Origin of the sequence: Nakamurella aerolata (assembly GCF_013002705.1) — a bacterium.
In the GTDB taxonomy this organism is placed as follows: domain Bacteria; phylum Actinomycetota; class Actinomycetes; order Mycobacteriales; family Nakamurellaceae; genus Nakamurella; species Nakamurella aerolata.
In genome coordinates, this window is record NZ_JABEND010000003.1 from 428155 (window position 1) to 453981 (window position 25827).

Below are 25827 nucleotides of genomic sequence, written 5' to 3' on the forward strand. Positions count from 1 at the left end.
AGTACCGATCACAAGGCATTACCGATCACAGTGACACTGGGAGCGCAATGACCAGCGAGCAGCACGGATCCGGCGCGGAGCACCCGCGGCGGTCCGAGACGGGCGAACACCGCCATCCGGATGATGCGGTGCAGCAAGGGATTTCGGCACGTTCGACAGACAATCCAGGCATTTCAGATACCGATGCTGTGGCGTCATCGGGCGTTGCCCGCGGACAGGCGGGTGCGTCAACGGCGGGTGCGCCGCCTGCCGACGGCGAAATGGTGCTGGTCGAAGCAGCGCCGCCGGGCGTCCCGCGGGCGATCAACCTCGCGGCCGCCTGGGGCTGGCGACTGCTGGTGATTGTGGCCGTCGCAGCGTTGGCCGTCGTCGGCCTGCAGACCCTCAGCATGATCATTGTCCCGTTGGCGGTGGCGCTGCTGATCACCGCACTGTTGAAGCCGGTGCACGACTTTCTCAGGGACAGGGCCAAGTTCCCCGGGGCGCTCGCCACGCTCACCACGGTGCTCGGTCTTGTCGCCGTCGTCGCGGGGCTGTTCACCTTCGCCGGTGCGCAGATCGCTTCCGGCATGTCCGACATGATGAACCAGGCGCGCGCCGGCATCGACCAGATCGTGGACTGGCTGCACACCGGTCCGTTGAAGTTGTCGGAGGAGCAGCTCAACAGCTACATCGACAAGGCACAGCAAGCGTTTTCGGGCGACGGCGGCTCCAGCTGGGTACAGCGCGGCACCGCCTGGGCCGGCACCGCAGGTCACTTCCTCGCCGGGATTCTGATCGCCCTGTTCGCGAGCTTCTTCTTCCTCAGTCAGGGCGAGCGGATCGCGGTCTTCCTGATCAGCCTGATGCCGCCGGCCGCACGGCAACCCACCTATCAGGCCGGCCGGCGCGCTTGGGTCAGCCTCTCGTCGTACGTCCGCGTGCAGGTGATCGTCGCCGCCATCGACGCGGTCGGGATCGGCCTCGGCGCCGCGATCCTGCGGCTGCCGGCGTGGGTGGCGATCGCGCTGTTGGTGTTCGTCACCTCGTTCATCCCGATTGTCGGCGCGATCGCCTCGGGTGCGGTCGCCGTGCTGGTGGCGCTGGTGACCCACGGACTGGTCTCGGCACTGGTGATGCTGGGCGTCGTGCTGCTGGTGCAGCAGGTGGAATCCCATGTGCTGCAGCCGTTCCTGATGGGCAAGGCGGTGTCGCTGCATCCACTTGCCGTGCTGCTGGCGGTGGTGGTGGGGTCTTCGCTGTACGGCATTGTCGGCGCCCTGTTCGCGGTTCCGGTGCTGGCGATGGTGAACTCGGTCGTGCGGTACCTGCACGGCTACGACCCGTTCCCCGAACTCGGGAACGGGCCGTTGCCCAAGGCGGGTAGGCCCAGTCGCCCCACCCTGGCCGAGGGCATCGAAGACCGTCCGCGCATCGGCGACCCTGACCGCGACCCGAAGCGGAGATAGCGGCACGCCTCTGCCGGCGCCGCGGACGCCCCTGCCGGGTTCCGGCTGGGAACGCCGCCGGCGCAAGGAGTTACGGCGCGGCCAACCGCAGTCCCACCCTGGTCAGGATGGGTTCGCGTTGGCCGCCGACGTGGACGACGTCGGCGCCGTCGACGCTGACCTGGCTGCGGTGGTGCGCCAGGGCCTGCTGCACGGTGGGCAACTCGTCGCCGAGCTGCAGCCAGTCGATCGGGCCGAGCGCGGCGTTGTCGGCGAGCGCGGGCGAGACAACGAACACCACGGGGATACCGACCCTGGCGGCGGCCGCCACCGTGATCTCGTTGACCCGTACGTGATCCGGGTGTCCGTAGCCGCCGTGCTCGTCGTAGGTCAGCACCACGTCGGGAGCCACCGCCGCCAGCCACGCCGCGACATCCGCGGCCGCGTCGTCGACCGCGGCTGAGGTCAGGCTGTCCGGGCCGGCGTCGGCGGCTGGGCCGGCCAAACCTGGCCGCACCCACCGCATTCCGGAGTCGGTGTAGCGGCGCGGCCCGGCGGCGTCGAGCGCGGCGGCCGCCCTTGCCGGCGGGGTACCGAGAAAGTCGTGGCGCTGCACCCCCAACGCCTGGCAGGCGGCGTCCAGTTCGGTCTCCCGGTGCTCGGTGAGCTGGTCGGCGGTGGTGTCCGGCGGCAGCGCTCCCGGCACCAGCTCGCCGGCCTCGCCGCGGGTGGCGGTGAGCACGGCAACCGGACGGTGCCTGCGGGTCAGGTAGCTGATCAACGCTCCGGTGGCCAGCGTCTCGTCGTCGGGATGGGCGTGCACGAAGGCCACCGGACCGGAGCCGAGCAGCACCGCGGTCGCCGCCTCGGGGCTGCGGCCGCTCGGTTCAAGGGCCGGTGCGTGATCGCTCATGCCCGCTCCACCAACTCGCGATAGATGCTCAACAGCCGGACGCCGACCTCGTCCCAGCGGAAGCGCCTGGCGTGCACTCTGGCGACAATCCCCATACGCTCCAACCTCTTTCGGTTTCTCAGCAGCGAGCTGATGGTGTCCGCCCAGGCCGTGGGTTCGCGGCTGTCGATCAGCTGACCGGTTTCCAGGTGCACCACCGCCTCGCGCAGCCCGCCGGCCGACGCGGCGATCACCGGCACCCCGCTGGCCGCCGCCTCGAGCGCGACCAGCCCGAAGGTCTCCGAATGTGACGGCACCAGCATCATGGTGGCGCAACGCAGCGCATGGGCCAGCTCGGCGCGTGACAGCGACCCGCCGAAGACCACGTCGTCGGTCAGCCCGAGCCGATCCACCAACGCCCTGAGTTCCTCGGCATAGCCGGCGAAATCGGCGGCGACGTCACCGGCGATCACCAGCAGCGGGCGGATCTCCGGCGGCACCCCGGCCAGCGCCTCGATGGCCAGGTCCGGCCCCTTGAGCGGCTGGATGCGACCGGCGAACAGCAGGTAGCCGGCGTCGCCGGCGGCCCGCCCTGCTGGCAGCGGCCAGCACTTCTCGCCGGGCCGGCGCGGCCGGAACAGCTCAAGATCGACTCCCGGTTGCACGATGCTGACGCGGTCCGGGTCGGCGCCGCACCGCTCGATCACGGTGCGCGCCTCGGCCGCGCTGATCGCCACCACCAGGTCGGAATCCTTGGCCAGCAACGCTTCGCCGGCGATCCGGCGCTCGGACTCGGGAGGTTCGCCCCGGCCCAGCGGCGACCCGATGGGCGCCGCCACCGAATGGAAACTTTGCACATGTGGCACGCCGCGGCGCCGCGCCACCGGCAGCGCCGCCATGCCGGACATCCAATGGTGCGAGTGGTAGAGCCGGTAGCCGTCGAGCGCGGCGAGGCCGGCGGTGAAATCGTCGAGGTAGTTGTCGATCTCGCTCTTGGGCAGCGGCTGCGGCGGCCCGGCAGTCAGGTGCCGGAGCCGCACCCCCGGCGCGAGCTCGAGCACATCCGGCGCGGCCGGGTCCTGCCTGCGGGTGATCAGCTCGACCGGCTGGCCCAGCGCGGCCAACGCCTGCGCCTGGGCCAGTTCGACGACGTTCATGCCGCCGGCGTCCCCGGAGCCGGGCAGGTCGGCGGGCGAGGTGTGCATCGACACCAGCGCCACGGCGGGGGCGGTCATAGCGACCAGCCTAGAGAGACCGGCGCCCCCAGGTTGATAACCGGTGGGGTGTGCAGTAGAGAGAGAAGGTGCCCTCCCCCAGCTTGCCGTCCGCAGCCACCAAGGCCGTCGCCGCACCGAGCCCAGCTGCCGCCCGCCCGGCAAAGCATGTGGAGATCGAGTCGAAGCTCACCGTCGATGCGGCCGCGACGCTGCCGGATCCGTTGCAGCACAAAGCCGTTCGCAAGGCCGGCCTCACCGCCGCCGAACCCGAGGTTGTGCACGAACTTGACGCCACCTACTTCGACACCGACCAGCTCGACCTGCTGCGGTCGAAGGTCACGCTGCGGCGGCGCACCGGCGGCGACGACGCCGGCTGGCACCTGAAGCTGCCGAGCGACCCGACCGATGCGGCGACCCCGATGGTCAAGGGCCGCACCGAGGTGCAGCTTCCGCTCGGCTCCGGGAACGGCGCCACCGCGGTGACGGTGCCGCGGGCCCTGGCGGCGTTGGTTCGTGGCACCGCACGGGACGGCCGGCTGCGTCCGGTGGCCCGGCTGCAGAACACCCGCAGGGTGGTGCGGCTGCTCGATGCCGACGGCACCCCCGCTGTGGAGATCGCCGACGATCACGTGACGGCGACCCGGCCGGACGGGGCCGCGGCCCCGCAGCGCTGGCGGGAGGTGGAGGTGGAGTTGCTCGGTGGCACCGCGGAGCAACTGGCCGCCACCGTCAAGGCGCTGATCGACGGCGGAGCACGGCCGGCCGACGCGCCCTCGAAGCTGGCCCGCGCGTTGCCGTTACCGCCGGCACCGTCCCCGCCCGGCAAATCCAAGTCGGCTGGCACCGCGGTCCTGGCCGCGCTGTCCAGGCTGCGCGATCGGCTGATCGCCTGCGACCGGCTGCTCCGGGAGGACGACCAGCCGTCCGCCGACGCGCTGTACTCCGCGCGCGCCACCGTGCGCCGCATTCGTTCGGTGCTGTCGACGTTCGGCGGGCTGTTCGCCAGGGACGCAACGCAGATGCTTGGCGAGTCGCTGCGTGAATTCGCCAGAACCATGGGCGTGGCAAGAGATCTGCACGTTGTGCGGATCCGGTTGGACCAGGCCATGGCCGACGAACCGGCCGAGTTCAGCGGCGGAGCCAGGTCGCTGATCGAGCTGGAGTTGGGCCGGCGGCTGCGGACGGCGGATGCCGCGGTACGCCAGTATGTGGACAGCGCAGGCTATTTCGCCATGCTGCGGCGACTGGACCAGCTGATCGCCGAACCGGAGCTGACCGCGCGGGCCGGTCGCAGCGCCGCCACCGAGGTGCCGCTGCAGCTGGCAAAGGTGTGGCGGGAACTCAAGTCTCGAGCCGACGACTCGTTGAGCGACCCGGACAACATCGAGGCTGCCCACGCGGTGCGCCGCACCGCGAAGACGTTGCGCTACGCCGCCGAGGCGAGCATCGCGGTGCTGGGTGACGATGCTGTGGTGTTCGCCGCCGGTCTTGAGCAGGTGCAGGAGGTGCTCGGCGAGCACCAGGACGCTCAGGTCACCGCCGCGGTGCTGGTGGAACTGGCCGCAGACCCGATGACGGACGGTCCGGCCGGCTTCACCCTCGGCCGGGTGCACGCGGTCGAGCAGGCGGTGGCTGCCGGAGCCATGGACGAGTTCACCGATGCCTGGGATGCCATGCAGGACACCGAACTCGCCGGTCAGCTCGGCTGAGCCGGAGGCAGAGCGCCGGCGGTGGCGGAGGCTCGGCTGAGCCGGAGACTGAGCGCCGGCGGTAGCGTTTGCCTCACCGGGGCCGGCGACTCCAGCGCACCACCGCGGTGCCGGGGGTGTAGGGCACCAGGTCGGCGCGGGGCGGCAGGGCGGCCATCGCCTCGGCAGCCGCTGCCGCCTCGGCGCGCCGGACGGATACCTCGTCCCGCAGCGCGGCGTTCTCCGCCTTCACCTCGGAAAGCTGCCGCCGCAACGCATCCACCTCTGCCTCCAGGTCGATGATGCGGCGGATGCCGGCCCGGTTCACGCCCTCGATCTGCGACAGCCGCTGCACCTCGCGGAGCAACTCGATGTCGCGCTGCGAGTAGCGCCGGCCACCACCGGAGGTTCGCCCCGGCGACACCAGGCCCTCCCTGTCGTAGGAGCGCAGGGTCTGAGCGTGCATGCCGGCCAGCTCGGCGGCCACCGAGATCACGAAGGTGGCGGCGGCGTGATCGGCCGCCTGCTCGGCCGCCGAGCGGCGCCGGTTCGGCCGCTGGTTGGGGTGCGGCCCGTTCACGGCGCCCGCCACCCGGAGCCGCTACCGGCCGGTTCGTCGCCGGCAGTGGGCGACCCGTTCGGCGCGGCATCGGTGCCGGCGGCGGCGGGTCGGCCGCTGCCGCGGGGCTGCGCGGAGTCGGTTCCGGCATCGGCGCCGGCGGCAGTGCCCACCTTGGCGGTGATGTGCGGACGCGGGTCGTCGGTGACGGCGGCGGCGAACTCGTCGAGAGCGCGCGCCGCCTCGGCCGAAATCTTCTGCGGGATCTGCACTTCCACCGTGACGATGAGATCGCCGGTGCGGTTCTTGCCGGTCACGCCCGCACCCTTGACCCGGAACTTGCGGCCGGACGCGGTCCCCGCCGGGATGCGCAGCGACACCGCTGATGTCAGCGTCGGTACTCGAACAGTGGTGCCGCGCACCAGCTCCGGATAGCTGACCGGAACGGTGAGGGTGAGGTTGTCGCCGGAGCGGCCGAACAGCTCATGGCCGGACACGTGCACCACAACGTAAAGGTCGCCGGCCGAACCACCGCCGACGCCCGGCTCGCCCTTGCCGGTGAGCTTGATGCGCTGACCGTCGGAAACACCCGCGGGGATACGGGTTTTCAGCGTCCTGGTCTTCAGCACCGTGCGCTCGCCGTGGCAGGTGGGGCACGGGTCGTCGATCACCGATCCGGTGCCGCCGCAGTTTCCGCACGGCTCGGAGAAGGCGAACGATCCCTGGTTGCGGGTGATCAGCCCGGTGCCCTCGCAGATCGGGCAGGTGCGCGGGCTGGTTCCCGGCCGGGCACCGGTGCCGTGGCAGGTGTCGCAGGTGCCGCGCTCGGTGATGCGCAGCGGCACCAGGGTGCCGTTCACCGCATCGTCGAAGCCGATGGTCACCTCGGTCTCCAGGTCGGCACCACGCCTCGCCCTCGTCCTGGTCCGGCCACCGCCGCCGCGGTTGAACAGCCCACCGAACAGGTCGCCGAGTCCGCCGCCGTCGCCGCCGGCGCTGCCGCCGGTGGCGTTGCGGAGCAGATCGCCGAGATCGAAACCGCCTGCACCGCCGGTGTTCTGCCCGCCGAAGCCACGGAACGCACCGGACGACATCAGGTCGCGGGCTTCGTCGTACTCCTTGCGCTTGGCCGGGTCGGCCAGCACGTCGTGGGCCTCGGAGACGGCCTTGAACTTGTCTTCGGCCTGCTTGTTGCCCGGATTCTTGTCCGGGTGCAGGTCGCGGGCGAGTTTGCGATAGGCCTTCTTGATCTCGGCTGAGGTGGCACTCTTGGGCACCCCGAGCTCGGCGTAATAGTCCTTCTCGTAGTAGTCCTGAGCTGCCACCTCAGCCTCCCTTCGCTGGGTTGATGATCAGTGCTGCGGGTCCGGCGAGGCCGGCCCGGCTGGGCCGGCGGCACCATCGGCGCCGCCGCCCGCGGGCTGGGCCGCCTCGTGCTCTGGCCCGGTCACCACCACAACGGCAGGGCGCGCCAGTCGCCCGGAGATGCGGTAGCCGTGCCGCAGCACCTCGGTGACGGTCGGCTCGCTGACTTCGGGCGAGGTGGTGAACTGCACCGCCTCGTGAACCTCAGGATCGAAGGGTTCACCTTGGGCGCCAACAGATTCCAGCTCGAGCTTGGTGAGCACCCCTGACAGCTTGTCGGCCACCGCCTTGAACGCCCCGGTCAGATCACCGTGCGATTCGGCGCGGTCGATGTCGTCAAGCACCGGCAGCAGTTCCGAGAGCACGCTGCTCTTGGCCGCCACCGCCACCTGCTCGCGGTCACGGTCGACCCGCTTGCGGTAGTTGGCGTACTCCGCCGTCACCCGCTGCAGATCCGCCGTCCGCTCGCCCAGTTGTTGTTGCAGCGCAGCAACATCGCCGGTGGCACCAGGGCTCACCGACAGCGGCTGCCCGGCCTGGGCCGGGTCGGCGGGGTTGCCGCCGCCGGTACCGGGGATCGGCGAGCCACCGGCCGGCCCGGCGGCGGGACTGCCGTCCGGCCGCCGGGACCCGGTCTGCGGATCGATCCGCCGCTTGTCGGTGAACTGGAACGGCTTGTCCTGCTCGCCCTGCGGGTCGCCGCCCAAGTCGTTCCGATTACTCACTGCGAATCGTCCTTCTTCTCGCTCGCGTTGTCGCCCTTGGCATCCGCATCGTCGACGATCTCGGCGTCGACGATGTCGTCATCACCGGAACCACCGGACGCGCCGGTGCCGCCTGCGCCGTCAGCGCTGCCTGCACCAGCAGCGCCGTCAGCGCCGGGAGCGCCAGCAGCGCCGTCTGACTGTTGCTGCGCGTAGAGAGCGCTACCCAACTGCTGCGACTCGGTCGCCAGGGTCTCCACCGCCGACTTCAATGCCGCGATGTCGGTGCCCTCCAACGCCTTCTTGACCGCGTCGATGGCCTCGCCGACACGCTGCTTCGGCTCGTCCGGCAGCTTCTCGTCGTTGTCCTTCACGAACTTCTCGGTCTGGAAGACGAGCTGCTCGGCGGAGTTGCGGACCTCGGCCTCCTCGCGGCGGGCCTTGTCCTCGGCCTCGTGCGTCTCGGCGTCCTTGATCATCCGGTCGATGTCGTCCTTGGGCAGTGCGCTGCCGCCGGTGATCGTCATCGACTGCTCCTTGCCGGTGCCCTTGTCGGTGGCCGTCACGTGCACGATGCCGTTGGCGTCGATGTCGAAAGTGACCTCGATCTGCGGCACGTTCCGCGGGGCCGGCGGCAGGCCGGTCAGCTCGAACATGCCGAGCTTCTTGTTGTACGCGGCGATCTCGCGTTCGCCCTGGAACACCTGGATCTGCACGGACGGCTGGTTGTCCTCAGCGGTGGTGAAGATCTCCGAGCGCTTGGTGGGGATGGTGGTGTTCCGCTCGATCAGCTTGGTCATGATGCCGCCCTTGGTCTCGATGCCAAGGCTCAGCGGTGTGACGTCAAGCAGCAGAACGTCTTTCACCTCACCCTTGAGCACACCGGCCTGCAGCGCGGCGCCGACGGCAACAACCTCGTCCGGGTTGACGCCCTTGTTCGGCTCCTTGCCGCCGGTCAGCTCCTTGACCAGGTCGGTAACGGCGGGCATCCGGGTGGAACCGCCGACCAGCACCACCTGGTCGATGTCGGAGACCTTGATGCCGGCGTCCTTGATCACCTGCTGGAACGGCTGGCGGGTGCGGTCCAGCAGGTCGGAGGTGATCTTGGAAAACTCTGCGCGGGAAAGGGTTTCGTCCAAGAACAGCGGGTTCTTCTCGGCGTCAACCGTGATGTACGGCAGGTTGATGGAGGTCTGCTGCGAGCTGGACAGCTCGATCTTGGCCTTCTCCGCGGCCTCGCGGATGCGCTGCATGGCCATCTTGTCCTTGGTCAGGTCGATGCCGTGCGCTGCCTTGAACTTGTCGACCAGCCAGTTGACGATGCGCTCGTCCCAGTCGTCGCCGCCCAGCCGGTTGTCGCCGGCGGTGGCGCGGACCTCGACGACACCGTCGCCGATCTCCAGCAGCGACACGTCGAAGGTGCCGCCACCAAGGTCGAAGACCAAAATGGTCTGTTCCTTCTCGCCCTTGTCCAGGCCGTAGGCCAGCGCCGCAGCGGTGGGCTCGTTGACGATGCGCAGCACGTTCAGCCCGGCGATCTCGCCGGCTTCTTTGGTGGCCTGACGTTCGCCGTCGTTGAAGTAGGCCGGGACCGTGATCACCGCGTCGCTGACCGGCTCACCCAGGTAGCTCTCAGCGTCGCGCTTGAGCTTGCCGAGGACGCGGGCGCTGATCTCTTGCGCGGTGTACTTCTTGCCGTCGATGTCGACGTCCCAGTTGGTGCCCATGTGCCGCTTGACGCTGCGGACGGTGCGGTCGACGTTGGTGACGGCCTGACGCTTGGCCACCTCGCCGACCAGTACCTCACCGTTCTTGGCGAACGCCACGATGGACGGGGTGGTGCGGGAACCCTCGGCGTTGGCGATGACGGTGGGCTCGCCGCCCTCCAGCACGCTGACCACCGAGTTGGTGGTGCCGAGGTCGATTCCTACTGCACGAGACATACGGTTGCTCCTCCTCCTGCTCGCCGGCCTGCTGCCGGTCGAGCCGATGACCCGCGGACCCGGCCGGGACCGGCCGCGGTATGTGCCCTGATCAGCTGGTTGAGCCTGTGTTCAACACTGCCGAGCTGAGACCAACATTGAGCTTACCCGGCTCAACATGATGCCCGCGCGGCGGCAGGCGCCGCGCGCGACGACATCCGAATGGACTCGCCCCGACCCAGCTCTTGAGCAAGATCGACTCAACTTCTATCCCCACCAACCCACAACGCCGCACCGATTGTTCCTGGGCGCGGAAGTGAGCCCGGTCACATGCCGGTGGCGCCGCCAACGCCGCTTTACTGCGCCAACCAGCCGGGCCTCCGGACGATCGAACGGCGGAGGGGCAACGACGAGGCAGCACGCGCGAGCGCCGCCTCAGTGTCGGGCCAGGTACTCCTCCAGTGCCTTCCGAGCCAGCCTGGAGACGGTGATCCCTTCGCGCGACGCCGCACGCTCAGCTGCCTCGCGCAGGCTGGGAGGCAGGCGGAACGACACCTGTGGCGACCGCTGCCCCGGACCTGTCAACGAGGGCCGACCAGCCTTGGTCAAGACTTCGTTGATGAGTTGCTCGCGGACGTCACCGAGATTCGTCCCGTCCGCGAGCGTCACATCGGAGTCGGCGACGTCGGGGTCGCCGGTGTCGCGGTACTTGGCCATCACCGAACCTCCATGTCGTTGTCGTCCCGGCTCACCTGAATAGCCAACCAACCTGTCAGCTACGACGGCGACGCGATTCCGCTGTTGTCAACCACCCAACGGCCCGCCTTGGTCGAGACGGCGGGATTAGCCGCGGGTGGGGGTCACCGCGGCGGTCTTGCCGTTGACCCTGACGGTGACCGGCGCGGTGCTGGCGGTGCGGTCGGCGACGATGCGGTAGTCGGTGACGACACCGTTCTCCCAACGGCAATCGACGCGGTAGCCGCCGCGTGCCCGCAGGCCGCGGAACGATCCGCTCGGCGCCCAGCGCGGCGGCAGCGCCGGCAGCAGCGAGATCGCGCCGTCGTGGCTCTGCAGCAGCATCTCGGCGATGGCGCCGGAGATGCCGAGGTTGCCGTCGATCTGGAACGGCGGGTGAGTGGCGTACATGTTCGACAGCATGTTGAACGTCAGCAGCCCCTGCACCATGATCCCGGCGCGCTCACCGTCGCCGAGCCGGGCGAACAGCGCCGCCCGCCACGGCCAGGTCCACGAGCGCCGGCTGTCGCCCGACACCGTCGCGGCGGTGAACGGCACGCCGTCCTTCTCGCCGCAGCGGGCCTTCAGCGACACCATGGCGGCGGCGGCGAACTCCGGCGTCGTACTCGGGGTGATCTGGCGTCCCGGGTACACCGCGAACAGGTGCGAGGTGTGCCGATGGATATTGTTCGGGTCGTCCCGGTCGGTCTGCCACTCCTGCAGCTGACCCCAGCGACCGATCTTGTTGGGGGCCAACCGCTTTTGCAGGTCGGCGACGGTCGCCCTGAAGTCAGGATCGGCGCCGAGCACATCGGCGGCGTCGAGATAGTTTTGGAAAAGGTCCCAGATGATCTGCTGGTCGTACATCACGCCGTCCTCGACCGGGCCGTGTTCGGGTGACCAGCCGTTCGGCGACACCAGGGTGCCGTCGGGCAACTCCTTGAGCCGGTCCTGCCAGAACTCGCAGATCTCCTTGATCAGCGGGTAGGCATGGTCGGCCAGGTAGCCGCGGTCCTGGGTGAAGGCGTAGTGCTCCCACAGGTGTTGGCAGTACCAGGCGCTGGAGACGACGTTCCACTCCCAGCTGTTGCCGCCGAAGATGCTCTGGCTGGTGCGCGCCGTCCAGCCGCGCACATCGCCGAAGGCGTTGCGGGTGGCGACCCGACTGGGCACCGCGACCTCGCGGATGAAGGTGGCCAGCGCGGTGTGCGCGTCGCCGAGATCGGTGGGCTCTGCGCCCCAATAGTTCATCTGCAGGTTGATGTTGGTGTGGTAATCCGACGCCCACGGCGGGGTGTTGCTGTTGTTCCACAAGCCCTGCAGGTTCGCCGGCAGGTACCCAGGGCGGGACGAGCTGATCAGCAGATAGCGGGAGAAGTTCAGCACCGCCAGCTCCAACGACGGGTCGGCCGCGCCGCCGGCGTAGCGGGCCAGCCGCTGGTCGGTGGGCAGCGCGAGCACCTCGTCCTGGCTGCTGCCGAGGTCGATCGCGACCCGTCCGGTGCGGGCCGCGAAATCGTCCTGATGGGCAGCCAGCAGTGCGGCAACGGACTTGCCCGCGGCGGCCGCCACCGCTTGATCCGCCTGTGGCGCAGGGGCTTTCCCGCGCCAGCCGGCCGCTGCGCTGAGCTGGTAGTCGGTGCGGGCGTCGAGGATCACCGTGACGGCGTCGCAGCCGGCGAAGCTGACCGTGCCGCCATCGGCCTGCAGGGTGCCACCGGTGGGGATCACCTTGACGGTGCAGGCCAGCGACAGCTCGTTCGCCATGGTGCCGGCGAACCGCAGCGACCCGTCCGCGGCGCTGACGGTCGTGATGCCAGGCTGGCCGCTGGTCAGCCGCACCGTGGCCGAGAGGGCTGCCGCGGTGTCGGCGGTGTACCGCAGCACCAGCACATCGTCCGTCATGCTGGCGAAGGCCTGCCGCGCGTGCTTGACGCCGTCCTTGAGATACCTGGTGCCGTGCACCGCACCCGCGATGTCCAGCGATCTCGAGTAGTCGACCACGGCTGCGGCATTGGTCAGATTCGTTGCCAGCAAAGCGATGTTGCCGACATCCAGCTTGCCCGCCGCAGTGGCGCGCGCGAAGGCGATCCGGAAGTAGCGGTAGCTGCCCGCGCCGGAAATGCTGAACTCGCGGGTCTGGCCCGCTGCGGTGAACCGCTCACCCGACCGCCGGTCGAGCACCGTCCAGTCCCGACCGTTGGCCGAGCCGGACACCGTCCAGCTGGCCGGGTCGACCCGGCCGTTGACGGCGGCGCTGGTGATGCGGTACCCGGTCAGCGTTGCGGCGGCCGAACTGATGGCCTGCCAAACGATGTCCGGCTTGTTGCGGCCCGGATCCTGCACCCGCCATGCGGTGTTGTCGGCGGCGTCGACGGATTTGTCGATGCCGGCGGCGCGGCCCCGCATACCGGCGCCGTCACCGCTCGGCGACGAGACGTAGATGGTCGGCGCGGCGCCCATCGAGATGCCGTCAAGGGCAATCTCGGCAACCTGGAAGTGGCTGATCCCGGCACGCGGGGTGAAGGTGAAGCGGTAGTGCCGATACTCGCCGGGCGAGGCGACGGTGAAATGCTTTGCCTGGAGACGACTCTCGAACGGGGCGGCGAGCTGTTGCCGGTCGATCTGCTGCCAGCTCTGGCCGTCCGTCGAGCCCTCGAGTATCCACTGTGCAGGGTCGCGGTCGGGCACGTCGTTGGCGCTGGTGAGGGTGTAGCCGGTGACGGTGCGCGCGGTGAGAAGGTGCAACTGCCACTGCACCTTTGCCGGTGGCGAGACGATGCACCACTTGGTGTTCGACTTGCCGTCTGCCGATTGCGCAACGGTTTCCGACGACGAGGTTTGGTACGGACCGCCGGGGGCGGACAACTGCGGCTCGGCGCCGGTACCGAAGTCGATCTGCAGCTCACCGAAGTTCAGGTACGAGCCGAACCCGGTGATGCTGGTGTCGTACGCGCTGTCGTCCTTGCCGGCGAGGGCATTGTCGTAATTGTTGACGCCACCCCACAGGCTGATCTCGTTGAACTGCATGCGGTCGACATCGGTGCCCCCGAAGAGCACGCCGCCGAGCCGTCCGTTGCCGACCGGCAGCGCCTGCGATTCCCAGTTGGTCGCCGGCGTGGCAAAGCTCAGCGCGTCGGGCGCGAACGTCGGCCAGGTGAACGCCGGCGCGGCCGCCAGCCTGCTGATGACGGACGCGGCCGCCTCACCGGGCCGGGCCAGCCCGGCGGCGATCGGGGCCAGCGCCAGCAAACCGCCGGCCTTGAGCAGCGAACGCCTGGTGGGCGTTCGGCCCGCTGGCGCTGCCGGCGTTCCCTGGCCTGCCGGGCCGGAGTGGGAATCGGCATGAGCCTCGGGATGGGACGCGGAACGGAAGGGGGCCACGTCGTTGTGGGTCATGACTGCCTTTCTTGGTCAAGCCTTCTTGGTCGGGCTTTCTCGATCGAGCTTTCTTGGTCGAGTCGACCGCGGGGGTGCCGCTATAGATCGGAGGTCTGGCAAAAAGCGCAGTCGGACGGTAGCGGGCCGCACCGCTCGAGTGTCCCGCTATCGCTGCTGGTCAGATCACTAACAGCGAGGAGGAAGCGGGGTCACACGCGAGCGTCTGGCAGCAAGCTCTGGTCGGTAGCAGCAATTAAACCGGGTCATGCATCCCACGTCTAGGGCAAGCCGGCGATCGCCGTCGTTGTCGCTGACCCGGCCGGGCCGCCGCTGGGACACGTGCGCCCCTCGGCCGCGGCCGGCTCAGTCCAGCCCGGCGAACAGGTCGGTGGCACCCGGCGGCAGCGGGGTTCCGCCGGCCAGCCGGTAGCACTCGTTCCACATCGGGCCGGCCGGCGCATCTTCGTAGGCGAAGAAGAACTCGTCGGCGGCGATCTGGGTGCGGTGGGCGCGCAGCGCGGCGAACCGCTGCTTGCGGTACGGGTAGCCGTCGATCTGCACGGCGATGTCAGCGTCGGGGCAACTCATCGGCGGCACCTCGCCGGAGTCGAGGTCGAACCGGGTGAAGAAGCTTTCCTCGGGCACCGGCTCACCGGCGGCCTCGGCGGCGGCGACCCGATCGCGGTACTCCTGTTGCGCGCCGGCGATCATCTCGCGCATCTGCCCCTCGGAGATGGCGACCCACAGCACCCGGTCGACCTGCCACGGCTCGCCGAGGTCGCGCCGGTACGACGCGGTCGCGGCCAGCGCAGCGGCATAGGTAGCCACCCGATGCGCCTGGACATGGTCGGGATGCCCGTAGTGGCCGAACTCGTCGTAGGTGATCAGCACCTGTGGCCGGCGGTCGCGGATCAGCGGAACAAGGTCGTTCGCGGCCTGCAACAGGTCCGCCGACCAGAAAGCGTTGGGGCGCAACTCATTGCTGGCCGTCGCCAGGCCGCGCTCGTCCGTCGCCATGCCGGAGTCGGCGTATGTGCCGTCGCCGCCCAGCCGCACGAAGTCGGTGACCCCCAGCGCGTCCATCGCCGCGGTGAGCTCCTGCAACCTGACGGGCGCAAGGGCGTCGTCGCGGTCGTGGCGCAGGTGCTCGAGCTCGGGAACCACCACCTGACCCATCTCGCCGAGCGTGCAGGTGACCAGCGTGACGGCGGCGCCCTCGGCCGCGTACTTCGCCATGGTGCCGCCGGTGCCGGACGACTCGTCGTCGGGATGGGCGTGCACCAGCATCAGTCTGCGGTCGACGGAACTCACCGGCCCACGGTACGGCAGCGGCCGCAACGGCCCAGTCCGGGCGCCGGGTCGGCACCGCTCGGCCGGCGGGGATGAGATACCCCACCATCGAAGCGGCGGGCCTGCGGGACTCGTGCGCCGGCCTGGCCATACTGGCGGTATGAGCGTCATTCAAGCCGTGGCCCGTCCGCTGATCGCGAGCATCTTTGTGGTCGGCGGGTTCGACGCCGCCACCAAGCCAGAGGGCAAGGCAGCGCCGGTCGACAAGTTCATCAAGCAGCGGCTCGGCGACAAGGCGTCGTCGCTGCCGCCGTCGCCGACGTTGATCAGGGCGGACGGCATCGCCAAGGTGCTGGCCGGGACGTCGTTGGCGCTGGGCAAGGCGCCTCGGCTGTCCGCAACGGTGTTGGCCGCCAGCCTGATCCCCACCACCGTTGTCGGGCATCCGTACTGGGAGCACGACGATCCGGCGGCCAAGGCCATGCACCGCACCCATCTGCTCAAGAACGCCGGCTTGCTCGGCGGCCTGCTGCTGGTGGCATTCGGCGGCCGCAAGAAAAAGTCGAGCGACTGAGCCGGGCCAGCGCTGCCGGCGGCCATGTCCTGAACGTGAGTGGAGGAAAAGCCATGCCGCACCTGGGACTTCCCGACCAGGTGACCACCTGCTTGTTCGATCTGGACGGGGTGCTCACCGATACCGCTTCGGTGCACAAGGCCGCCTGGAAGCAGACCTTCGACGAGTTCCTGCGCGGGCGCGACGGCGACGGGTTCGCCCCGTTCACCGACGACGACTACACCGCGTACGTCGACGGCAAGCCCCGCCAGGACGGTGTCCGCGATTTCCTTGCCTCGCGCGGAATCTCGCTGCCGGACGGCACCGCGGACGACCGGCCGGACGCTCCGACGGTGTGGGGGCTCGGCAACCTCAAGAACGAGGCGCTGGTGGCCACCATCGACCGCGACGGGGTCACGGTCTACCCTGGCAGCCGCCGCTATCTCGAGGCCGCTCAGCAGGCCGGGCTTGGCCGCATCGTGGTGTCGTCCAGCGCCAACACCGGCAGGGTGTTGCAGGTGACAGGATTGGCGGCCTATGTTCAGGGCCGGATCGACGGCGTCACCCTCGCCGATCAGCACATCGCCGGAAAACCCGCCCCGGACTCATTTCTCGCCGGAGCCAAGCTCGCCGGCCAGCCCCCGAGTGCCTGCGCCGTTTTCGAGGACGCGATCTCCGGCGTGCAAGCCGGACGGGCCGCCGGGTGTTACGTCGTCGGGGTGAACCGGGTGTCGCCCGAGCACGGGGAGCAGCTGGCAGCAGGCGGTGCCGACGTGGTGGTGGACGACCTTGCCGACCTGTTGGCCCCGCACCGAGCAACCACCGACCAACCAACCACCGATCAAGCAACCACCGGCCAGGCCCCCACCGAACGGCCCAAAGCCGATCGAGCGCCCGCGGCACAGCCCACCGAGCCCCACCCAGGAAAGGAACAGCGATGAGGCAGCCCGACCTGCCGGCCAACCAGTTCGCGGTCGATCCGTGGACGGTGCGCGAAACTCACCTGGACTTCGACCGGCTCGGCCAGTCCGAGTCGGTGTTCGCGTTGGCCAACGGGCACATCGGGGTGCGCGGCAACCTGGACGAGGGCGATCCGAGTGCGCTGCCCGGCACCTACCTGAACTCGTTCTACGAGAAGCGTCCGCTGCCGTACGCCGAGGCCGGCTACGGCTACCCGGAGGAAGGCCAGACCGTCGTCAACGTCACCAACGGCAAGCTGATCCGGCTGCTGGTGGACGACCAGGCCTTCGACTTGCGGTACGGGACCATCCTGCGGCACGAGCGGACGCTGGACATGCGGGCCGGGGTGTTGCGCCGTGAAGTGGAGTGGATCTCGCCGTCGGGCAAACACTTGATCGTGCGCTCCACCCGGCTGGTTTCCTTTACCCAGCGGGCGATTCTGGCCGTGCACTACGAGGTGGAGCCGGTCGATTCGCCGCTGCGCATCGTGCTGCAGTCGGAGTTGGTGGCCAACGAGTACGTGCCTGCGACATCGAACGATCCGCGGGTGGCTGCCGCGTTGGAGTCGCCGCTGGAGCCGGAGGAGCACAACCACGACGGCACCCGCAGCTTTCTGATGCACCGCACCAAGGCGAGCCGGCTGCGGGTCGGGGTGGTCACCGACCTGAACATCGAGGGCCCGTACTCGACGGTGCGCACCGAGAGTCACCCGGACTGGACCCGCACCACCATCGGCACCCGGCTGCAACCGGGAGAAACGTTGAAGGTCACCAAGTTTGTGGCCTATGGCTGGTCGTCCCGGCGCAGCCTGCCAGCCGTCCGCGATCAGGTGGACGGCGCTCTCGCCGCTGTCACCTACACCGGCTGGGACGCCCTGCTGGACGAGCAGCGCGCCTACCTCGACGACTTCTGGGACGGCGCCGACGTCGAGGTGGACGGCGACCCGGTTGTTCAGCAGGCGGTGCGCTTCGGGCTGTGGCACGTGCTGCAGGCCGGCGCCCGCACCGAGGAACGCGCCATCCCGGCGAAGGGACTCACCGGTCCCGGCTACGACGGACATGCCTTCTGGGACACCGAGTCCTACGTGCTGCCGGTGCTCACCGCGACGCTGCCGAATGCCGCGAGGAGTGCGCTGGCGTGGCGGCAGTCCACCATCGACATGGCCAAGGACAGGGCCAACACCCTGCACCACGCCGGTGCCCTGTTCCCGTGGCGGACCATCCACGGTGAGGAGTGTTCGGCGTACTGGCCGGCCGGGACGGCGGCCATGCACGTGAACGCCGACATCGCCGTTGCCGCGACCCGTTACGTGATGTGGACCGGCGACTCCGAGTTCGACGAGAAGATCGCGTTGCCGCTGTTGGTGGAGACCGCCCGGTTGTGGATGAGCGTCGGGAATCACGGCAACGACAGTCTTTTCCACATCGACGGCGTCACCGGGCCGGACGAGTACTCGGCACTGGTGGACGACAACACCTTCACCAACACCATGGCAGCGCGGAACCTCCGGCATGCCGCCGACTGCGCCGACCGCTGGCCCGAAGCGGCCAAGGAGTTGGGCGTGCACCCAGGTGAAATCGCCGCGTGGCGCCGCGCCGACGACGCCATGGCGATTCCGGTCGACCCGGCCACCGGCGTGGTGGAGCAGGACCGCGGTTACACCAAGCATCCGCGCTGGGACTTCGAGGAAACCGCTGCCACCCACCGGTATCCGCTGCTGTTGAACTACCACTATTTCGATATCTATCGGAAACAGGTGATCAAGCAGGCCGACCTGGTGATGGCCATGCACTGGTGCGGTGACGAGTTCACCCCGGAGCAGAAGGCCGCCGCCTTCGACTACTACGAGGCGCTGACGGTGCGCGACTCGTCGCTGTCGGCGTGCGCCCAGGCCGTGCTGGCCGCGGAAGTCGGGCACCGGGAGCTGGCGCACGACTACCTGACCGAGACCGCGCTGATCGATCTGCACGACCTGGCGCACAACACCAGCGACGGCGTGCATGTGGCCTCGCTGGCCGGCGCTTGGCTGGCGCTGGTCTGTGGCTTCGGCGGGATGCGGGACTTCGGCGGCCGGCTGTCGTTCGCCCCCGCGTTGCCGAAGGAGATCACCCGGCTGGCCTTCGCGATTCGCTGGCAGAACATCAAGGTGCGGGCGGAGATCACCGATTCCGAGGCCACTTACCGGATCGAGGACGGCCCGGACGCCAAGCTCACGCTGCGGCACTACGACAAGGAGTTCACCGTGACCAGCGCGGATCCGGTGACGCTGCCGATCCACCCGGTGCAGCCGCGTGGGCCGCGACCGCAACAGCCGGCCGGCCGGCCGCCGATCGAGGCCTTCCGCGAGGAGTAGCGGGCCGGCACTGCTTGCGCCGGCAGGGTCAGCCGTGCAGCCGGTCGACCACCTCGGCCAGCGCGTCCACGTCGCCGACGTTCCCGGCGAACACCACGTAGGGCACGCCGGTGGCCGGCCCGGATTCCGGTTGCCACAACGAGACCAGCCCTGGCAACAGGGTGCCGCGCACCGTTGCCCTTGTCACCTCGAGGCCGTGCCGCGCCACGTCGGACGAGGTGATACCGCCCTTGGCGACGACGAACCGCGGGGTGATGCGTTCCAGCACGGCGTGCACGGTCGCGACCAGCCGCCGCGACACCTCACGGAAATGGCAAGCGACTGTTGCGGATCGTCACCGGTCACCACGACGCGGCTGGTGGCCAGCACCGCGTCGGAGTCGGTGAGAATCGCCGCCAGCTGGTTCGCGAGCGCGTCGACCGAGCGTCCGTCGTCGAGCGCGGCCCGGTCCGCGGCGCCGGGTGAGCTCGCTGGTTGCGCAGAGTTCGGTCGGCTCGCCGGGGTCGCCGGCAACTCGACGACGGGCAGGCCACCGTGCCGGCGCAGCAGCGCCGCAAGCTGCTCGGTGGTGCGCCCGACGTGCGAGCCGACCACGATCAGCCCACCACCGGCACGGCCAGAATCGGACGTCGTCAGCTGGCGCAACTCGTTGCCGGACAGCGGTTCTCGGCGCGGTTGCCCGATCAGCGCCCGCGGCAGCGGTGGCCCGCAGCGGATCAGCGGCCGCACCCCGGCGGCCGCCGCGGCCAGCACCGCGGCGGCGAGCAACCTGAGGTCGTTCTCGTCCGCGCTGTCGGCCACCAGCACCCGACCGGGCCGCAGCCCCAGCACCGCGGCCGCGGTGGCCTCCGGATCGGTGCGCAGCGTCGGCAGGTCGAGCAGCTCCACCTCCGGCGGATCCTGCTGCGGCGCAGCGACGGCGTACCGCTCCAGCACCCACTCCCGCAGCTGCGACGAGCGGTAGCCGAAGGTGTTGTCGGCGGCGTACTCGGTCTGGCCCACCGGCAGGTAGCCGCTCCGGTCGCCGGCGTAGTGCACCCCGCTCACGGTGATGCGCCCGGCGTCGGGAAAGGCCGGCACCAGCAGCACCCCGTCCGGCGGGTGCGCAGTATCGGCGCCGACCACCTGCGCCAGCACCTGCGTCTCCAGCGGAAAGTGGCCGCGCAGCGTCGAATCGGACCGGGAGACGAACCGCGGGCGCAGGCCGAGGCGGGCACCGACGGCAAGAGCCCGCTGCGCCACCTCACGGTTGACCGCGGCGGCCGCCTCCGGCGCGAGACTTCGGCTGTTGGTCATCACGTAGCAGGCCGGCGCGCCCTGCTCGAACGCCCACTGCAGATCCGGCTCCGTCCACTCCAGCAGTACCGGCAGATCGGCGACCGACTGGGTTCCGGTCGGGTCGTCGTCGAGCACCACCAGGATCTCGCCGTCCGCCCCGGCGGCCCGCAGCGCGGCCGCGTCCACCCGCGGACCGTCCGGGACGTCTGCCAGCAGCTCGGCCAGCTGCACCGGCACCGTTACCGGCCAACGGCCCTTGCCGGCGCAACGGCGCGATCTGCCGAGAGGGTGTCGAACTCGCCCGCCTCGATCTCGTTGGCCCGCTTGAAGTATCGGGTAGCGGCGAACAGCAGTGCGCCGATCACCGCGGCGACCGCCAGCGAGTACAGCCCGGCATTGCCGCCGACCGTGCGGTTGAACATGTCCTTCATGTTCGGCGCCAGGAACCCGCCGAGATTGCCGAGGGAGTTGATCAAGCCGATGCCGGCCGCCGCCGCGTAACCGGTCATGTACTCGGTGGGCAGGGCCCAGAAGATCGGCTGCATACCGACAAACCCGATGGCCGCCAACGCCAAACCGGCGATGGCAATGGGCGGTGACCCGGCCGCGATGCCGGACAGCGCAATACCGATCGCGGTGACCAGCAGCAGCCCGGTCCCGATCGGGCGGTGCTTGCGGGTGCGGTCGGCCAGCCGCGGGAAGTACCAGACCGACAACAACCCGAACACCCACGGGATGGCCGTCACCAGGGCGGCCGCGATACCCAGCTTCTGGCCGGTGATGTTGGTGACCTGGGTCGGCAGCGTGAACGTCATGCCGTACACCGCAATCTGAATGCAGAAGTAGATCAACGAGAAGTACCAGACCCGCCAGTTGCCCAGCGATGCCATTAACCCATCCCGTGCGACGTCAACGTAACAACAGCTATCAGAATGGCGCAAGAGTCGATCGCAAGGTCGTGCACCGGGAGCATTCTTGATACAGCTGGGACTTCGGTTGCTACCCAGGTGATACAAAAGTGACGGCACTGTTGCGGCTGCCGACTGCGGCGGACCGGTGTCACACCAGGCTGGGAGGTGCCGGTGACCGAGGTCGGGGGCGGCGGTCAGGCCACCAAGGCGCTGCAGCGTCAGCAGCAGATTCGGGACAGGGTGCACACCTTCGGCTCCGTCACCATCGACGAACTCGTCGGCCTGCTCGGCGTCAGCCGGATGACGGTGCACCGCGACCTGGACGCGCTGGCATCGGAGGGCGTGCTGCGGCGGATCCGCGGCGGTGCCACCGCCCACGGGTCATCGCTGTTGGAGAGCGACTTTCCGTATCGGCTGACCGCGGCGGTGCCGGCCAAGGAGGCCATCGGCCGGGCGGCGGCCGCGCTGGTGGAACCGGGCCAGGCCGTGATCTGTGACGAATCGACCACCACGCTGGCGGCGGTGCGGCAGCTCCCGTCCGGTGACGGATTGACCGTCATCACCAACTGCTTCCCGACCATGTAGTACCTCACCAACACCACCCAGCACCGGCTGATCGGGCTCGGGGGCGACTACGTCTCCAGGTACCAAGCCTACCTCGGCCTGCTGTGCGAGCAGGCCATCGCCTCGGTGTACGCCGACGTGTTGATCGCGTCCTGCTCTGCGGTGCGCGGCGGCGAGACCTACCACCAGGACCAGCAGATTGTCGCGGTGAAACGCGCGATGATTGCCGCTGCGCCGCAACGGATCCTGCTGCTGGACAGCAGCAAGATCGGTCAGGGCGCGATCTATCACCTCGGCTCGCTGACCGACTTCACCCACCTGATCACCGACAGCGCCGCGCCACCCGAGTTTCTCGACACCGTGCGCGAGGCCGGCCTCGAGTTGACCGTGGCCGAGCCGATCGCCACCGGCGTCGCCGCGGCTGACTCCTGACCGGTTCCGCCAGGGACGCGCACCGTCCCACCCGAACCGTCACCCGCGCTGTGCCCCAACCGCACCGTGCCGCACCTGAACCGTGCCCCAGCCGCAGCCTGCGCAGCGCTGGACCCGCCCAGCGCCGGCAGCGCGGCGATGGTGCCAACTCCCCATCCGAGCAATCGATTTACTGCAGCTCACGCGGCAACGAGCCCGGGGTGGTTCACACCGTGGAGTTCTCCCCATCGCGAGCATCTGCGGCGCATGTGAGCTTGATGTGCAGCCGGTCAGCAACCCATCCGGCGCCATTCACTGCCGCCCGGCATGGTGCCGCCGGCATCGCTCACGAGGGGGATCGTGATGAATCAGCAGGATGCAGTGCAGCGCCGAGGCCGGCGCTCCTTCTCCAGGAAATCAGCAGTGGCCGGGTCCGCGCTGCTCGCCACCGCGCTGGCAGCCGGCATCACCGTCGCCGGCGCCAGTGGGGTGTTCAGCGGTGCCGGCTCGGCGCAACCGGCGCCGGCCATCGGCGCCGGATCGGCGGTACAAGCTGCCGGCGCCGCGCAGCCGGCAGCGCTGAACTTCGCCGCGCAGACCTACGACTTCCCGGCCAAGGCCGACCTGGACGGGCGCGAGGGACCGGGCAAGAGCTCAAAGACCTTGAAGGTCAACGCCTATCAGGCCGGCCAGAACGTTCCCGTTGTCTGCCAGGTTGAAGGCGAAGAGGCCTACGGCTCAACGCTGTGGGACAAGACCGCTGACGGCTACTTCGTCACCGACGCCTACGTCAAGACCGGCAGCGACGGCCGCGCCGCCGGGGTGCCCGACTGTGGCGCCACCGGCGCGGCCGGCGCCAAGAGCTTCCTGGCCAAGGCCGACCTGGACGGCCGCGAGGGACCGAGCAAGAGCTCAAAAACCTTGAAGGTCAACGCCTATCAGGCCGGCCAGAACGTCCCCGTTGTCTGCCAGGTTGAAGGTGAAGAGGCCTACGGCTCAACGCTGTGGGACAAGACCGCTGACGGCTACTTCGTCACCGACGCCTACGTCAAGACCGGCAGCGACGGCCGCGCCGCCGGCGTCCCGGACTGCGGCGGCGGCAACGGCACTCCCCCGGCGCCACCGGCACCGCCGGCGCCGCCCGTCGGCGGCGGTGCCACCAACATCCCCGGCATCGACATCAGCAGCCACAACGCCGACGTCGACCTGAAGAAGGAGTTCCAGGCCGGCACCAGGTTCGTCATCACCAAGGCCACAGAGGGTTCGACGTACAAGTCTCCGCCCTTTGCCGCGCAGAACCAGCGGGCCATCGACGCCGGAATGATTCACGGTGCTTACCACTTCGCCAATCCTGCCGGGGCGTCCGGCGCGGCGCAGGCCAACTACTTCGTCGACAACGGCGGCGGCTGGAGCGACGACGGCCGCACCCTGCCGGGCGCGCTGGACATCGAATGGCCCGTCGAGAAGGGCGTTCCGGAGTGCTACGGCCTTTCGCAGCAGCAGATGCGGTCCTGGATCGCCGACTTCCTTGCCACCTACAAGAAGCGCACGGGGCGCGACGCACTGATCTACACCGCGGTCAACTGGTGGAAGCCCTGTACCGGCGACACCGCTGACTTCGCCGGCAACCCGCTCTGGCTGGTGAAGGTGCAGAACCAAAGCTGGACCAGCCTGGCCGGTGGCAAGTGGCCGGCCACCATTTTGCAGACCAAGCTCGGCGAGAACGAGCCGGACGGCCTTGACCGAGATGTGTTCACCGGCAGCGAGAAGCAGCTGAAGTCGCTGGCCGCCGGCAAGGAGATCATGCCGGAGGTCAAGGGTTCCATCGGCGAGAAATACAACGAGCTGGGCGGCAGCAAGGGCTTCCTGGGTGCACCGCTCGATGTCGAGTTCTGCGGACTGCGGGACGGCGGCTGCGGCCAGCACTTCGAGCGCGGCTCCATCTACTGGTCGCCGGCCACCGGCGCGCACTTCACCCGCGGTGTGATCCGCGACAAGTGGGCATCGCTGGGCTGGGAGAAGGCGCAGATCGGTTACCCGATCACCGACGAGATCTGCGGCATCAAGGACGGTGGCTGCTTCCAGCGTTTCCAGTTCGAGAACGGCCACATCTACTGGACACTGCCGACCGGCGCCTGGAAAGTGCAGGGCGAGATCTTCAAGGCCTACGCCGCCGCCGACTGGGAGAAGGGCAAGTACGGCTACCCGGTGGGCGACGAGTACCGCAACGGCAATGCTTGGGAGCAGAAGTTCACCGGTGGGGTAATCCGGCTCGATGACCCGGCTCCGCCAACCGCCGGTTGCGACCGGTTGAACAACCCGCGCAGCTGTGCCGAGGCCGTGGAGTGGGCCAAGGCCAGGGTGGGTCAGGTCGACCGGGGTCAGTACTACCGCAAGTGCGACAACATCGTTGCCCGCGCCTACGGTTTCACCGCAAGTGGTTCGTACACCGCGGTGTCGCACTGGAAATCCATTCCGGCGCAGTACAAGAACCCCGGGAACCGGGACGTGCCGGTCGGCGCGCTTGCCTTCTTCAACTCCAGCAGCGCCGGCCACGTGATGATCTCGATCGGTGACGGCAAGTTCGTCTCGAACGACATCGACGGCCCTGGCAAGCTGTCGATCACCACCATCGCCGACATCGAGAACCGTTGGGGCCAGCAGTACTTCGGCTGGGCTCAGCCCTGGTTCCAGATCAACCACTGATCCGGGCGGCAGTCAGCGAGACCAACGATGGGCCGGCAGACCACGGGTGTGCCGGCCCATCGCTTCTTCCGCGGTCGCCGCAAGCGCAGTCACCGCAGTACAGCGGTACTCAGCCGCCGAGCTGCGCGGTGATGGCGCCGACCGCTTGCTGCAGTCGAGCGGCGATCTCGGCGTCCAGGGTGCTGCCGGCGGCGACGTGCATGGCGGCCACCGCCATCGGCCGATGGCCGGGCACCGGCAGGGGCACGGCAGCAGCCCTGACATTGCGCAGCACCTCGTCCTCGCTGGTGGCGTAACCGCGGCTGCGCACCTCGTCCACCAAGTCACGTACCGATGCCGGCACCGCCGCCGGCCATTCCGGCTCCGGCAGTATCGCGAGGATGGCGCGCCCAGGCGCTCCGACCGTGACGGGGTGCCGCGCGCCCGGCCGCTGTGCCACCGAAGCGACGGCGCGGACCGGGGTGACGCTCAGCAGCGTGATGCACTCGCCGCGATCTTCGACGACGAGAAAACACGTCATCCCCAGCTCGTTCGCGGCGCCGGTCAACGCACCGGCAGCCACCGCCTGCAGGTCGCGGTTCACCGCCGCGCCCAGCGCGGCAAGGCCGGCGGCGAGCTGAATCCTGCCGGCCGGGTCGCGGTCGACCAGCCGATGCTGCTCAAGGGTTCGCACCAGTCGATAGGCCACCGACCGGTGCACGCCCAACTTCGCGGCAACATCGTCGATGGCCAGCGCCGAACCGGCCGCGGCCAGCAGTTCCAGGATGGTCAGACCGCGGCTCAGGGTCTGCGACGCCGGCGTCGACGTCCGTGCTGCGCCGTCCCTACTCATCAGCGTCTCCGTCCGCCGTCGCGGTTCCGGCCTTGTCCGGTGCGGAATCGCGACCTACCATCGAGGCATTCGTTATCAG

General features: G+C 69.3%; 19 protein-coding genes and 1 pseudogene. 7 read left to right on the forward strand and 13 right to left on the reverse strand.

The annotated features are described in order from the left end of the window. Window positions 1-260: 260 nt before the first annotated feature. Entirely contained in the window at window positions 261-1448 is a 1188-nt protein-coding gene (locus HKD39_RS08025) for an AI-2E family transporter (RefSeq protein ID WP_171199317.1), read from the forward strand. 70 nt (window positions 1449-1518) lie between these two features. Here the strand turns inward: HKD39_RS08025 and HKD39_RS08030 are convergent, their stop codons facing one another. Together HKD39_RS08030 and HKD39_RS08035 are read right to left on the reverse strand one after the other, a co-directional pair. After that, window positions 1519-2340 carry a PIG-L family deacetylase gene (locus tag HKD39_RS08030; protein ID WP_171199318.1) on the reverse strand — a complete coding sequence of 274 codons (822 nt, stop codon included), beginning with the start codon at window positions 2338-2340 and terminating at the stop codon, window positions 1519-1521. Next, complete coding sequence (locus HKD39_RS08035; protein WP_171199319.1) at window positions 2337-3554, reverse strand: glycosyltransferase; 1218 nt, start codon at window positions 3552-3554, stop codon at window positions 2337-2339. Before HKD39_RS08035 ends, HKD39_RS08030 begins: the two co-directional genes overlap by 4 nt. Before the next feature lie 68 nt (window positions 3555-3622). Here HKD39_RS08035 and HKD39_RS08040 point away from each other — a divergent pair, with 68 nt between their 5' ends. Next, complete coding sequence (locus HKD39_RS08040; protein ID WP_171199320.1) at window positions 3623-5245, forward strand: CHAD domain-containing protein; 1623 nt, start codon at window positions 3623-3625, stop codon at window positions 5243-5245. A 73-nt stretch (window positions 5246-5318) separates the two neighbouring features. Here HKD39_RS08040 and HKD39_RS20005 read toward each other — a convergent pair whose 3' ends face one another. The 7 genes from HKD39_RS20005 to mshB all read right to left on the reverse strand — a co-directional run bounded on the left by HKD39_RS20005 (window position 5319) and on the right by mshB (window position 15201). Further along, window positions 5319-5804 (reverse strand): heat shock protein transcriptional repressor HspR, encoded by a 486-nt coding sequence (locus tag HKD39_RS20005; RefSeq protein WP_425488432.1) that lies wholly within the window; start codon window positions 5802-5804, stop codon window positions 5319-5321. After that, entirely contained in the window at window positions 5801-7108 is a 1308-nt protein-coding gene (dnaJ, locus tag HKD39_RS08050) for a molecular chaperone DnaJ (RefSeq protein WP_171199321.1), read from the reverse strand. The genes HKD39_RS20005 and dnaJ overlap by 4 nt, the downstream gene beginning before the upstream one ends. 27 nt (window positions 7109-7135) lie before the next feature. Further along, entirely contained in the window at window positions 7136-7873 is a 738-nt protein-coding gene (gene grpE / locus HKD39_RS08055; RefSeq protein ID WP_212754207.1) for a nucleotide exchange factor GrpE, read from the reverse strand. Further along, complete coding sequence (gene dnaK / locus HKD39_RS08060; RefSeq protein WP_171199322.1) at window positions 7870-9795, reverse strand: molecular chaperone DnaK; 1926 nt, start codon at window positions 9793-9795, stop codon at window positions 7870-7872. Before dnaK ends, grpE begins: the two co-directional genes overlap by 4 nt. A gap of 414 nt (window positions 9796-10209) precedes the next feature. Then, window positions 10210-10491, reverse strand: a complete 282-nt coding sequence (locus HKD39_RS08065) for a hypothetical protein (protein WP_171199323.1) — start codon at window positions 10489-10491, stop codon at window positions 10210-10212. A gap of 126 nt (window positions 10492-10617) precedes the next feature. Beyond that, window positions 10618-13908 carry a glycosyl hydrolase family 95 catalytic domain-containing protein gene (locus HKD39_RS08070; protein WP_171199324.1) on the reverse strand — a complete coding sequence of 1097 codons (3291 nt, stop codon included), beginning with the start codon at window positions 13906-13908 and terminating at the stop codon, window positions 10618-10620. A 345-nt stretch (window positions 13909-14253) separates the two neighbouring features. Beyond that, entirely contained in the window at window positions 14254-15201 is a 948-nt protein-coding gene (mshB, locus tag HKD39_RS08075) for an N-acetyl-1-D-myo-inositol-2-amino-2-deoxy-alpha-D-glucopyranoside deacetylase (protein WP_212754209.1), read from the reverse strand. 139 nt (window positions 15202-15340) lie between these two features. Between mshB and HKD39_RS08080 the strand changes: the two genes are divergently transcribed. From HKD39_RS08080 to HKD39_RS08090, 3 genes are read left to right on the forward strand one after another with little or no spacing between them, the layout of a single operon-like run. Continuing rightward, the gene (locus HKD39_RS08080; RefSeq protein WP_171199325.1) at window positions 15341-15754 is read left to right on the forward strand and encodes a DoxX family protein; all 414 of its coding nucleotides are present in this window, start codon (window positions 15341-15343) and stop codon (window positions 15752-15754) included. A 53-nt stretch (window positions 15755-15807) separates the two neighbouring features. After that, on the forward strand, window positions 15808-16674 hold the full coding sequence (locus HKD39_RS08085; RefSeq protein ID WP_171199326.1) for a beta-phosphoglucomutase family hydrolase: 867 nt from the start codon (window positions 15808-15810) through the stop codon (window positions 16672-16674). Continuing rightward, window positions 16671-19046 carry a glycoside hydrolase family 65 protein gene (locus tag HKD39_RS08090; RefSeq protein WP_171199327.1) on the forward strand — a complete coding sequence of 792 codons (2376 nt, stop codon included), beginning with the start codon at window positions 16671-16673 and terminating at the stop codon, window positions 19044-19046. The genes HKD39_RS08085 and HKD39_RS08090 overlap by 4 nt, the downstream gene beginning before the upstream one ends. 28 nt (window positions 19047-19074) lie before the next feature. On the opposite strand, the gene HKD39_RS18725 is transcribed toward HKD39_RS08090, so the two are convergent. From HKD39_RS18725 to HKD39_RS08100, 3 genes are read right to left on the reverse strand one after another with little or no spacing between them, the layout of a single operon-like run. Further along, window positions 19075-19314, reverse strand: a complete 240-nt coding sequence (locus tag HKD39_RS18725; RefSeq protein ID WP_212754210.1) for a nucleotide-binding domain containing protein — start codon at window positions 19312-19314, stop codon at window positions 19075-19077. Beyond that, complete coding sequence (locus tag HKD39_RS08095; protein WP_212754212.1) at window positions 19230-20555, reverse strand: four-carbon acid sugar kinase family protein; 1326 nt, start codon at window positions 20553-20555, stop codon at window positions 19230-19232. Before HKD39_RS08095 ends, HKD39_RS18725 begins: the two co-directional genes overlap by 85 nt. 8 nt (window positions 20556-20563) lie before the next feature. Continuing rightward, on the reverse strand, window positions 20564-21214 hold the full coding sequence (locus HKD39_RS08100) for an MFS transporter (RefSeq protein ID WP_171199328.1): 651 nt from the start codon (window positions 21212-21214) through the stop codon (window positions 20564-20566). Between the two features lie 192 nt (window positions 21215-21406). Here HKD39_RS08100 and HKD39_RS19450 point away from each other — a divergent pair. Beyond that, window positions 21407-22231, forward strand: a pseudogene (locus HKD39_RS19450) (DeoR/GlpR family DNA-binding transcription regulator). Between the two features lie 402 nt (window positions 22232-22633). Beyond that, on the forward strand, window positions 22634-24916 hold the full coding sequence (locus HKD39_RS18730; RefSeq protein WP_212754215.1) for a GH25 family lysozyme: 2283 nt from the start codon (window positions 22634-22636) through the stop codon (window positions 24914-24916). Between the two features lie 109 nt (window positions 24917-25025). On the opposite strand, the gene HKD39_RS08130 is transcribed toward HKD39_RS18730, so the two are convergent. Then, the gene (locus tag HKD39_RS08130) at window positions 25026-25748 is read right to left on the reverse strand and encodes an IclR family transcriptional regulator (RefSeq protein ID WP_171199330.1); all 723 of its coding nucleotides are present in this window, start codon (window positions 25746-25748) and stop codon (window positions 25026-25028) included. Window positions 25749-25827 lie beyond the last annotated feature (79 nt).

Coding starts and splice junctions, on each gene's coding strand:
- HKD39_RS08025 (WP_171199317.1), top strand. CDS start 261: ATGGTGCTGGTCGAAGCAGCGCCGCCGGGCGTCCCGCGGGCGATCAAC.
- HKD39_RS08030 (WP_171199318.1), bottom strand. CDS start 2,340: ATGAGCGATCACGCACCGGCCCTTGAACCGAGCGGCCGCAGCCCCGAG.
- HKD39_RS08035 (WP_171199319.1), bottom strand. CDS start 3,554: ATGACCGCCCCCGCCGTGGCGCTGGTGTCGATGCACACCTCGCCCGCC.
- dnaK (WP_171199322.1), bottom strand. CDS start 9,795: ATGTCTCGTGCAGTAGGAATCGACCTCGGCACCACCAACTCGGTGGTC.
- HKD39_RS08065 (WP_171199323.1), bottom strand. CDS start 10,491: ATGGCCAAGTACCGCGACACCGGCGACCCCGACGTCGCCGACTCCGAT.
- HKD39_RS08070 (WP_171199324.1), bottom strand. CDS start 13,908: ATGACCCACAACGACGTGGCCCCCTTCCGTTCCGCGTCCCATCCCGAG.
- HKD39_RS08080 (WP_171199325.1), top strand. CDS start 15,341: ATGAGCGTCATTCAAGCCGTGGCCCGTCCGCTGATCGCGAGCATCTTT.
- HKD39_RS08085 (WP_171199326.1), top strand. CDS start 15,808: ATGCCGCACCTGGGACTTCCCGACCAGGTGACCACCTGCTTGTTCGAT.
- HKD39_RS08090 (WP_171199327.1), top strand. CDS start 16,671: ATGAGGCAGCCCGACCTGCCGGCCAACCAGTTCGCGGTCGATCCGTGG.
- HKD39_RS08100 (WP_171199328.1), bottom strand. CDS start 21,214: ATGGCATCGCTGGGCAACTGGCGGGTCTGGTACTTCTCGTTGATCTAC.
- HKD39_RS08130 (WP_171199330.1), bottom strand. CDS start 25,748: ATGAGTAGGGACGGCGCAGCACGGACGTCGACGCCGGCGTCGCAGACC.